The sequence below is a fragment of the Longispora urticae genome, assembly GCF_053902585.1.
Window position 1 is genome coordinate 73,949 of the sequence record NZ_JAQZSH010000049.1, and the last position, 9,274, is coordinate 83,222.

A 9,274-nucleotide genomic window follows, 5' to 3' on the forward strand; every position below is an offset into this window, starting at 1 on the left:
CGCGTCCGGGGCGGGGTGCCGAGCCGGTCCGGCGCGGAGGTCGGGCGGCGGCCGGTTCCGCCGGTTTCAACGGGGTCATCCGGTCAGTCCAGTATGGAATGCTGGGCGGATGGCAACCGGCCGGCGGTCCACCGCCCCCCTGTGGGTCCTTCCCGACAACCGGGTCTACGTGGCCCGCCTGGTCGTCCTCGCGCCGTTCCTGCTGATCGGGATGGTGCTGTTCTTCTTCCGGATGCTCGCCGGCGGCCGGACCGACGAGGGCGCCGGCGTCAACGGCGCCCTGATCGGGACCGTGCTCGGCCTCGGTCTGCCGCTGCTGTGGGTCGGCGGCCTGCTCGTCCTGCGCCGGCTCAACGCGCGGATCATCCTCGACGGCGAGCGGATGACGGTCCGCAACGCCTGGCGCTGGCCGGTCCTGGTCGTGCCGATGGACGACGTCACGGGGCTGTACCCGGTGGCGGTGAAGGTCGGCACCGACGGGGTCCGCCCTGGCCGGCTGGTGCTGACGACCAGCCACGCGCGGCCGTTCGTGCTGGACACCCGGCTGTGGCGGGCGGAGGAGTTCGGGCGGCTGCTGCGCCGGCTCGCGGTGCCGGTGGCCGAGCCGGAGACCGTGCGGTGGGAGAACCTGCGACAGACCTTCCCGGGGGTACGGATGCCGTGGCTCCAGACGCATCCCGGGGTGGTGGTGGGCGTCGGTTCGGTGGCGACCCTGGTGTACATCTTCGTGATCGTGAACCTGGCCTTCCGGGTCTGACGGGGTCCGGCGCCGCCCGGACCCGGGTGCCGACCGGGGTAATCGGGCCGCCCGGAGCCGGGGCGTTCCCGGGGGCGCCGGCACGGTCACCCCCGGGAACGCGGTCTCAGCAGGCGGTCCCGTTCACGGTGCAGCGTGCGGGCACGCCGAGCCCGGCCACGTTGAATCCGAAGCTGGCCGTCCCGCCGGGCTTGACGGTCGCGTTCCAGCCCAGGTTCACGAACCGGTAGTGCTGACCGGTCCGGGTCATGGTCGCGCTCCACGCACTCGACACCGTCGACCCGGCCGGCAGGTCGAACTCGACCACCCACCCGGTGACGGCCGCCGTCCCGGGATTGCGCAGCGTGTACGTCGCGCCGTACCCGTTGCCCCACACCGACGTCTGGGCGAACGTCGCGGTCAGCCCGCCGGTCGGGGGAGTGCTCGGCGGAGCGGACGTCGGCGGCCGGCTGGTCGGCGGCGCGGACGAGGGCGGCGCCGACGAGGGCGGCGCCGAGGTGGGCGGCCCGGTGGTCGGGGGTGCGGAGGTCGGGGGCGCGCCGACCGACTTCAGGAACAGCGAGGCCCCCGGGTCCGTCCGGGTCGCGTCCACCCCGTGCCCGCCCGCGTAGTCGCGCTGCTCGTTCTGCGCCCAGTCCGCGATGGGCGCGCCGGCGACATCCAGGTGCTGGTACCCGGTGCCGTTCCAGCCGAACTGGTACACCCGGTGCCGGTCGGCGTAGTAGTCCCCGTAGGGCGCGCTGTCGGAGCCGAGCTGCTTGGTCATCGCGTTGTTGAAGAACACGTTGCGCGGCCCGGACGCCCCGGACCACTTGACGGCCTTCTTCCCGGCGCCCCACCAGATCGGGAACCAGTTCGAGTCGTCGGGGGCCCCGCCGCCCTCCTCGCCGCAGTTGGCCGTACAGCTGCCGGACCGGTGGGCGTAGGGCACCCGGACCGTGTTCAGCTCGAACAGGTTGTTGCGTTCCCAGCCGCCGTGCAGGTTGAGGTCGGAGTCGAGGTCGTTGCCGATCACGACGTTGCCGGACGCGGACCACTGGAAGGTGAAGTGCCGCAGGTTGCGCGACGTGTTGCCCGCGTACAGGGAGTCCCAGACCCGGGAGCCCCGGAAGTACCCGTTGCCGCCCTTGCCCTTGTTCCAGGCGCCGTCGAGGGAGTTGTCGACGATCTGGAGGTTCTTCGCCTCCTCGGTGACGATGGGGTGCGAGCCGGTCATCTCGGCGCGGACGCCCCGTACCCACGAGTTCGCGGCCCATTTGAAGACGATGCCGTGCATCTCCCCGGCGGGGTCCATGTTGCCGTAGTTGTGCACGGCGTCGGCGCGGTTGAGCCCGGGCTCGTCCTGGGTGAGGCTGAGGTTCTCGAAGCCGACGCCGAGGACCGGGTCCACGATGGGCGAGGCCTTGGACTCGTAGGCGGCGCCCTCGATCGGGGCGGAGCCGTCGGACACGGAGGTGACCGGGACGTCGTACTCGAGGGGCTTGTCGAGGGTGATCGTGCGGCCGGTCGCGTCGACGGCGGCGATCGTGAACAGCTGCTGGCGCATGTGCAGGTTCTGCAACGGCCGGTCGGTGGGCAGGGCCTGCTGCTGCTCGTAGAACTTCGTCGAGTTCGCGGCCCGGATGTTGACCAGCCCGCCCGGGACCAGCGCGGCGAGGGAGCCGCTGCTGGCCAGGTGCACGACGGTGTCGCCGGTGCGGCCCGCGAACCCGGGGTCGCCGGGCTTGTCGCGCAGCTTCACGCCGACCTTCCAGTGCACGTTGACGGTGCCCTCGAAGATGTCCTTGCGGTTGGCGGGCGCGGCGGCGTAGTCGGACGCGTAGGCGGTGTGCACGCCCCGGGACTGGACCCGGAACAGGCCCCGGCCGGGCCACAGCCAGCCGCCCTTGCCCTGCCCGGACACCATGGTGTCCTGGTCCCAGTTGGAGCCGTCGGGGGTGAGGGTGTCGTAGCGGGTGTTCGCGTCGGGCCGGTAGACGATCCGGGTGTCGGCCCCGGTGCCCCGGATCACCAGGTAGTCGGCGTCGACGTGCAGCTCCCGGGATACGTTGAGCACGCCGGAGGGCAACGAGATCAGGCTCAGTGTGGAGTACGAGGCGCTCGGGGAGCAGTTCGCCTTCACCGCGTCGATCGCGGCCTGGATGCCTGCCGTGTCGTCCACGCCGTCCCCGGGGGTGGCCCCGAGCTGGGCCAGTTCGGCGGGGGTGATCTGGCAGGCGGCGGCCGGGTTGATGTCGCCGGTGCCGGGCAGGTCCGCGCCGCCCCGGTAGCCGGCGTGGCTCCAGTCGTACAGGCCCGTGACCGGGGCGCGGCGGTTGGCGGCGGACAGGTTCAGGCCGGGGGCGGCGCCCGGGGTGGTCGGGGCGGACAGGGCGAGGGGGGCCGCTGCGAGGACCGCGACGGACGCGACCGCCGCCGTCGCGAGCCAGGGCGCACGGATTCGGGGCACGGGTACCTCCGGGATAGGCAAGGTTTCTTACAGTCAAGGGTCTCGATGCCAACCGGTCAACTACCGTTCAGAATCTGGCACGGCGTACACGTACATGAACGCGCGTTGTTCGGGTGCCGGCGCCTCTGTCCCGCTATGGTCGAGGCCATGACGGTGTACCCGACCAGCCGCGCGTGGCAGCGCATCGAGCCGCCCGGCACCGAGCTGGCACTGTTCCGCGAGCACGCCGGCCTCACCGCCGAGGGGACGGCGGTGGTGGGCGGCGGGACCCCCTACACGGTGCGGTACTCGCTGGCCACCGACGAGCTGTGGCGCACCCGGCGGCTGGATGTCGACGTCACCGGGGTCGGTTGGCGGCGCACCGCCCGCCTCGAACACGCGGCCGGCCGGTGGCGGGTGGCCACGGGGGAGGAGGGCCGGCTCGACGGCTCGCTGCCCGGCATCGAGGACGCCGACCGGCTGGAGGAGGCGGTGGACGTCGACCTCGGGCTGTGCCCGCTGACGAACACGCTGCCGATCCGCCGGCTCGACCTGCTGTCCGCGCAGATCGGCACGAAACACAAGCTGACCATGGCGTTCGTCCGGGTGCCGACCCTGGAGATCTACCCGCACGAGCAGACCTACACGGTGCTCGGCGCGGGCCGGATCGGCTACACCTCGCTCGGCTTCACCGCCGAACTCGCCATCGACGACCACGGTTACGTCACGCACTACCCGGGCCTGGCGAACCAGATCTAGAGCCCTTTTCCGGGTACGGGTCGCCCTAGTCCGGCGGGTTCAGTCCGAGGATGACCGCCGCGACCCGCACCTGCGCCCGGAACAGCTCGTCGCGCAGCACCGGCTCCATCCAGCCGAACTGCCCGTTGGCCTCCAGGGACACGAACCCGTGCAGCGCCGACCAGGCCAGCAGCATCGCCTGGTAGGTGGCCGGGCTGATCGCGTCGGCGTACTCCTCCAGCTTGTGGGTCGCGAACGCGGTGAACGCGGCGCTCACGTCGCCGACCAGGGGCGCGCCGAGCCGCCCGCCCTGCTGGTTCGCCAGGACCAGGCCTGCCAGGTTGGCCATGGCGCGCTGGGCGGCGTCGGTGGTGGGGCCGTCGACCGGGGCCGCGTACCCCGGCACGGGCACGCCGAAGATCAGGGAGAAGCGCTGCGGGCTGGCCGCCGCCCAGGTCCGGTACGCCGCGCAGGTGGCCACGAACCGGCCGCCCAGGTCCTCCGGCGCCACGGACTCCCGCGCCTCGGCGAGCGTGCTGCCGAGGTCCACGAAGGAGTCGGTGACCATCGCGGTGAGCAGCTCGTCGCGGTCGGCGAAGTACCGGTACAGCGCGGGCGGGGTCAGGCCCATCGCCCGGGCGATGTCGGTGAACCGGACGTCGACCGTGCCCTGTTCGCGCATCAGGTCCAGGGCCGTCTGCTTGATCTCGTCGAGGGTCGCGGCGCGGGCGCGCTGCCGGCGGTTGGGTGGCTCGGCCAGGCCGGCGGCCCGCTCGGCGGCGGTGCTGTGGGCGGACATGTGGCCTCCGTTCCGATTCGGTAGTGGTGCGGGCCACATCGTCGGGCGGCCGCTTGACAAGGTTACGGCACATCGTAACAGTTATGAGGCGTAACTCAATTGACGTGGCCTCACTACCCCCCCCGGAGGACTCCATGGCCCAGCCCCTGCTCGACGACCGGGCAGCCCAAGACGGGGCCACCGCGCCACCGCCCCCGCCCGGCCCCCTCGGCCGGCTCGCGGGCTGGAGCTACCGGCGCCGGGGCACCACGGTCCTGCTGTGGCTGCTCACCCTGGCGGTCGTGTTCGGCCTGTCCACGGCGTTCGGCGGCAAGTACAGCGCCGACTACACCGCGCCGGGCTCGGACTCCCGGGCCGCCCAGGAGCTGTTCGCGAAGAACTTCCCGGCCCAGTCCGGCGACACGATCAGCGTGGTCCTGGCGTCCGAGGAGAGCCTGCTGACCCCGGCCGGCAAGGCGCGGGTCGACGCGCTGCTCGCCGAGATGGCCAAGGTGCCGCACGTCCGGAGTGCGGAGGCCCCGGACCCGGCGCGCGGCGCGATGGCGCTCCCCGAGGGGAGGACCGCCATCGCCAAGCTGGTCCTCGACGTGGACAACCCCACCGACATGCCCAAGGCCGACACCCGCCGGCTCCTGGACCTCGCCGACGGGGCCGGCGGCGGGCTCACCGTCAGCCTCGGCGGCGAGGCCGTCCAGATGGCCGAGCAGGGCGCGATCGGCTCCGAGGGGATCGGCATGGTCGCCGCCGCGCTGATCCTGCTGCTCACCTTCGGCTCGATCGTCGCCGCCGGCCTGCCCCTGCTCACCGCGCTCGCCGGACTGGCGGTCAGCAGCCTGCTCATCCCGATCGTCGCCGCGGTCATGCCGGTACCCGACTGGTCCACGTCGCTCGCGGCCATGATGGGCATCGGCGTCGGCATCGACTACGTCCTGCTCCTGGTCACCCGGTTCCGCGAGTGGCGCGCCGAGGGGCTGGAACCGGAGGCCGCGACCGTCGCCACCCTGGACACCGCCGGCCGGTCGGTGCTCGTCGCCGGCATCACGGTCATCGTCAGCATGCTGGGCCTGTTCGCGATGGGGCTGTCGTTCATGCGGGGCGCGGCGTTCGCGGCGATCCTGTCCGTCCTCGTCGTCCTGGCCGCCTCGGCGACCCTGTTCCCGGCGCTGCTCGGCTACCTCGGCAAGAACGTCGACAAGCTGCGGATCCCGCTGCCCCGCCGCAGGGCCGCCCGCGCCGCCAACGTGATCAGCCCCGGCTGGCTGCGCTGGAGCCGGTACGTCGAACGGCACCGGGTCCTCGCCGCGCTCGCCGGGGTGGTCGTGCTGCTCGCCCTGGCCGCGCCGTTCCTCGACGTCCGGTTCGGCTTCCCCGACGCGGGCAACGACCCGGACGGCCGGTCCACCCGCCGCGCGTACGACACGGTGGCCGCCAGCTTCGGCCCCGGCGCCAACGGCCCGCTGCTCCTCGTGGCGGAACTGCCCGCGTCCCGCGACACCGCCGCACTCGACGCCCTGGTCACGAAGCTGGGCACCACCCCCGGCATCGCGGCCGTCAGCCCGGTGCAGGTGAACGGCGGCTCGGCCGTGTTCACCGTCATCCCGAAGACCGGGCCGCAGGACACGGCCACCGAGGACCTGGTCCGGGCCCTGCGCGAGGACGTGATCCCGGCGACCGCCGCGGCGGGTACCCCCGTGCACGTCGGCGGGTTGACCGCGACCGCCATCGACAGCTCGGCCAACATCGTCAAACGGCTCCCGCTGCTGGTCGGCGGCGTGGTGATCGTGTCGATGCTGCTCCTCCTGCTGGCCTTCCGCAGCGTGGCCGTCGCCCTGAAGGCCGCCGTGATGAACCTGCTGTCGGTCGCCGCCGCCTACGGGGTCGTCGCCCTCGTGCTGCGCGGCGGCTGGGCCGGGCAGCTGATCGGGATCGACAACCCGACCCCGCTGCCGGCGTTCGTGCCCGTGCTCACCTTCGCGGTCCTGTTCGGACTGTCGATGGACTACGAGGTGTTCCTGGTCAGCCGGATGCGCGAGGCCTGGCTGCGGACCCGGAGCAACAGCGAGTCCATCGTGATCGGCCTCGCCGGCACCGCCCGGGTGATCACGGCGGCGGCGGCCATCATGGTCGCGGTGTTCGCCGCGTTCGTCCCGGCCCCCGAGGTGCCCATCAAGGTGATCGGCGTGGGCATGGCCTCGGCCATCCTGATCGACGCCACCCTGGTCCGGATGCTGCTCGTCCCGGCCGTGATGCACCTGCTCGGCGACCGCAACTGGTGGCTGCCGGCCTGGTTGGACCGCCGGGTGCCGCAGCTGCACATCGAGGGCCCGCCCCCGGCCTGACCCGCCCGACCTCCGCCGCGCCCGGACTCCCCGTCCCGGCGCGGCGGAGCCCTGTCCGGACCGCCACCGGAGTGGAACCTTCGGACTGTTGCCCGCGTCGGATGGACCATCTACCGTCGGGGCGAGCGTCCGTTCAGGTGCACCCCGCCGGGCACGCGCGTCGCGTCGCGCCGACAGAGGGGGTAACCGGATGGCCGACCCCACCGCCGTCGACCAGCTCCGGCTCGGCGACCACGTGTGCTGGACGTTCGACGACGACGCCCGGTGCGCGGCCGCCGTGGCCCGGTACGTGGCCGCCGGCACCCGCGACGGCCACCGGGTCATCTACTCCGCGCCCGGCGCGCCCCGGGCCGAGATCGCCGACCGGCTGACCGCGCACGGCGTGCACGTCCCGGCGCTGGTGGCCACCGGGCAGCTCCAGATCGTGACGGTGCCCGACACGTACCTCAGCGGGGGCGAGTTCCGGCCGGCCGCCGTCCTGTCGGGCTGGACGCACCGGCTGGACGCGGCCCGCGCCGCCGGCTACCGGGGCGTCCGGCTGGTCGCGGACCGGTCCTGGCTGTCCGGTTCGGTGGCCGGCGCGCACCGGGTCGCCTGGTACGAGGCCCGGGCCAACCGGGTCTTCGCCGACGGCTACGCGATGGGCCTGTGCCTGTACGACCGCCGCCTGTTCCCGCCGGCCGCGCTGAGCCGGATCGCGTCCGCGCACCCGGCGACGTGCCGGGCCGGCGACGGGCACGACGGCCCGTGGACGCCGCTGCTGCGGATGGCGCGCACCGAGCGTCCGGTGGGGCTGCGGCTGGTCGGCGAGGCGGACATGTCCAACCGGCCGGCGCTGGCGGCGCTGCTCAGTGCCCTGTTCGACGAGCCCGGGGCGGGGGAGGGCCCGTTGGTGGTGGACGTGTCGGCGCTGACCTTCGCGGACGCGCCGACGGCGACGCTGTTCGTCCGGGCGGCGCGGGCGTCCCCGGCGGGGCTGGTGCTGTGGGGGTGCTCGGCGTCGCTGGCCCAGCTGGTCGGGATGGTGCCGGGCAGCGACGACGGCGGGCTCCAGGTGGTCCCGGCCCGCTGAGCCGGGCCGGCGCCCGGGTTCAGCCGACCGGACCGGCCGTGCGCGGGTCTCAGGACCGCAGGGTGCGCAGATCCAGGAAGTGCCACACCATGCCCTCGTTGTCCCCGGTCGACCACAGCAGATAGTCGCCGCGCGCCCCGACCGCCCCCGCCACCGCCGACACCAGCACGGAGCGGCGGCCCGCGATGTCGTACACGATGAGGGGTCTGACCGGGCCCGCCATCGTGTTCGAGATCGCGCCCGTGAAGATGTCCAGGTCCCGCACGCGACCGATCGGGTATCCGATGAGCCCGACCTCGCGGCCCCCGATCGGCCGCACGTCGGTGCCGTCCACCCGGCGCAGCTCCAGCGTCGCGTCGTCCGTGGACCGGCACCACACCGGGCCGCAGTTGAGGTTGCGCCCCTTGGCCGCGGGCACCTTCAGCTTCGCCCGGGTCTCGAAGTTGAGCAGCTCGACGGGCGAGCCCGAGGTGCTCACGGCGGGCGAACCCCAGGGCCACTGCGACAGGACGAACTTTCCCGGGTACCGCGCCACGGCCACCGCCCCGCCGGCCACCGGCACCGACCGCAGTTCCGTGTCCCCGCCCGGCCCGTCGGCGACCCAGCGGACCGTGCCGTCGACCACCTGGAGGTCCAGGGAGCCGCCGCGCAGCCGGGGCGTCCCCGTCTCGGTGGCCAGCACCCGGGACTCGCCGCCGGCCACGTCGGCGGTCCACAGCGTCTGGTGCGCCCCGCCGGAGATGTCCTTGACGTTGAGGAACCAGAACAACTGCCCGGCCGCGGACGTGTACGCGTCGAGCGACCGGGCCATGCCCGTCACGTTCGGGGACAGTTCCCGGATCCCGGCGGGCGACCGCAGCACGTACGCCGGGGCCCGGCCCGCGCCGCTGCTCATCCCGGTGGAGAGGTCCGGACCGAGGACCAGCAACGGCAGGAACGTGCTGCCGTCCGGCTGCGCGCCGGGGATCGTGCCGGGCACGGCGGCCGGCCAGGCCGTCTCCAGGGGCACCGGCGGGCCGGTGGTCTGCGGGGCGGAGGCGGCCGGCGGGGTCAGCGGCGGCGGGGCCGGCAGCGCGAACAGCGTGCCGACGGCCGCCACCGCCACGCCGGTGGCCACCCGGCCGGAGCGCGTCGAGCCGGG

The 9,274-nt window shown here is 73.7% G+C and carries 7 protein-coding genes; 4 read left to right on the forward strand and 3 right to left on the reverse strand.

All coding sequences use genetic code 11. The features are described 5' to 3' along the window. Nucleotides 1–109 precede the first annotated feature (109 nt). Nucleotides 110–757: a hypothetical protein gene (locus PT931_RS33595; protein WP_456249742.1), complete on the forward strand. Its 648-nt coding sequence runs from the start codon at nt 110–112 to the stop codon at nt 755–757. A 106-nt stretch (nt 758–863) separates the two neighbouring features. On the opposite strand, the gene PT931_RS33600 is transcribed toward PT931_RS33595, so the two are convergent. Continuing rightward, a complete protein-coding gene (locus PT931_RS33600; protein ID WP_456249743.1) occupies nt 864–3,206 on the reverse strand; it encodes a cellulose binding domain-containing protein in 2,343 nt (780 codons plus the stop codon). Between the two features lie 147 nt (nt 3,207–3,353). Here PT931_RS33600 and PT931_RS33605 point away from each other — a divergent pair, with 147 nt between their 5' ends. Next, nucleotides 3,354–3,944 carry a putative glycolipid-binding domain-containing protein gene (locus tag PT931_RS33605; RefSeq protein WP_456249744.1) on the forward strand — a complete coding sequence of 197 codons (591 nt, stop codon included), beginning with the start codon at nt 3,354–3,356 and terminating at the stop codon, nt 3,942–3,944. A 25-nt stretch (nt 3,945–3,969) separates the two neighbouring features. Here the strand turns inward: PT931_RS33605 and PT931_RS33610 are convergent, their stop codons facing one another. Then, nucleotides 3,970–4,722 carry a TetR/AcrR family transcriptional regulator gene (locus PT931_RS33610; protein ID WP_456249745.1) on the reverse strand — a complete coding sequence of 251 codons (753 nt, stop codon included), beginning with the start codon at nt 4,720–4,722 and terminating at the stop codon, nt 3,970–3,972. 134 nt (nt 4,723–4,856) lie between these two features. Here PT931_RS33610 and PT931_RS33615 point away from each other — a divergent pair, with 134 nt between their 5' ends. Both PT931_RS33615 and PT931_RS33620 read left to right on the forward strand, forming a co-directional pair. Continuing rightward, complete coding sequence (locus PT931_RS33615) at nt 4,857–7,061, forward strand: MMPL family transporter (protein WP_456249746.1); 2,205 nt, start codon at nt 4,857–4,859, stop codon at nt 7,059–7,061. Between the two features lie 190 nt (nt 7,062–7,251). After that, nucleotides 7,252–8,133: an MEDS domain-containing protein gene (locus PT931_RS33620; protein WP_456249747.1), complete on the forward strand. Its 882-nt coding sequence runs from the start codon at nt 7,252–7,254 to the stop codon at nt 8,131–8,133. 49 nt (nt 8,134–8,182) lie between these two features. On the opposite strand, the gene PT931_RS33625 is transcribed toward PT931_RS33620, so the two are convergent. Next, a partial coding sequence (locus tag PT931_RS33625) for a hypothetical protein (RefSeq protein ID WP_456249748.1) occupies nt 8,183–9,274 on the reverse strand: 1,092 nt, incomplete at its 5' end.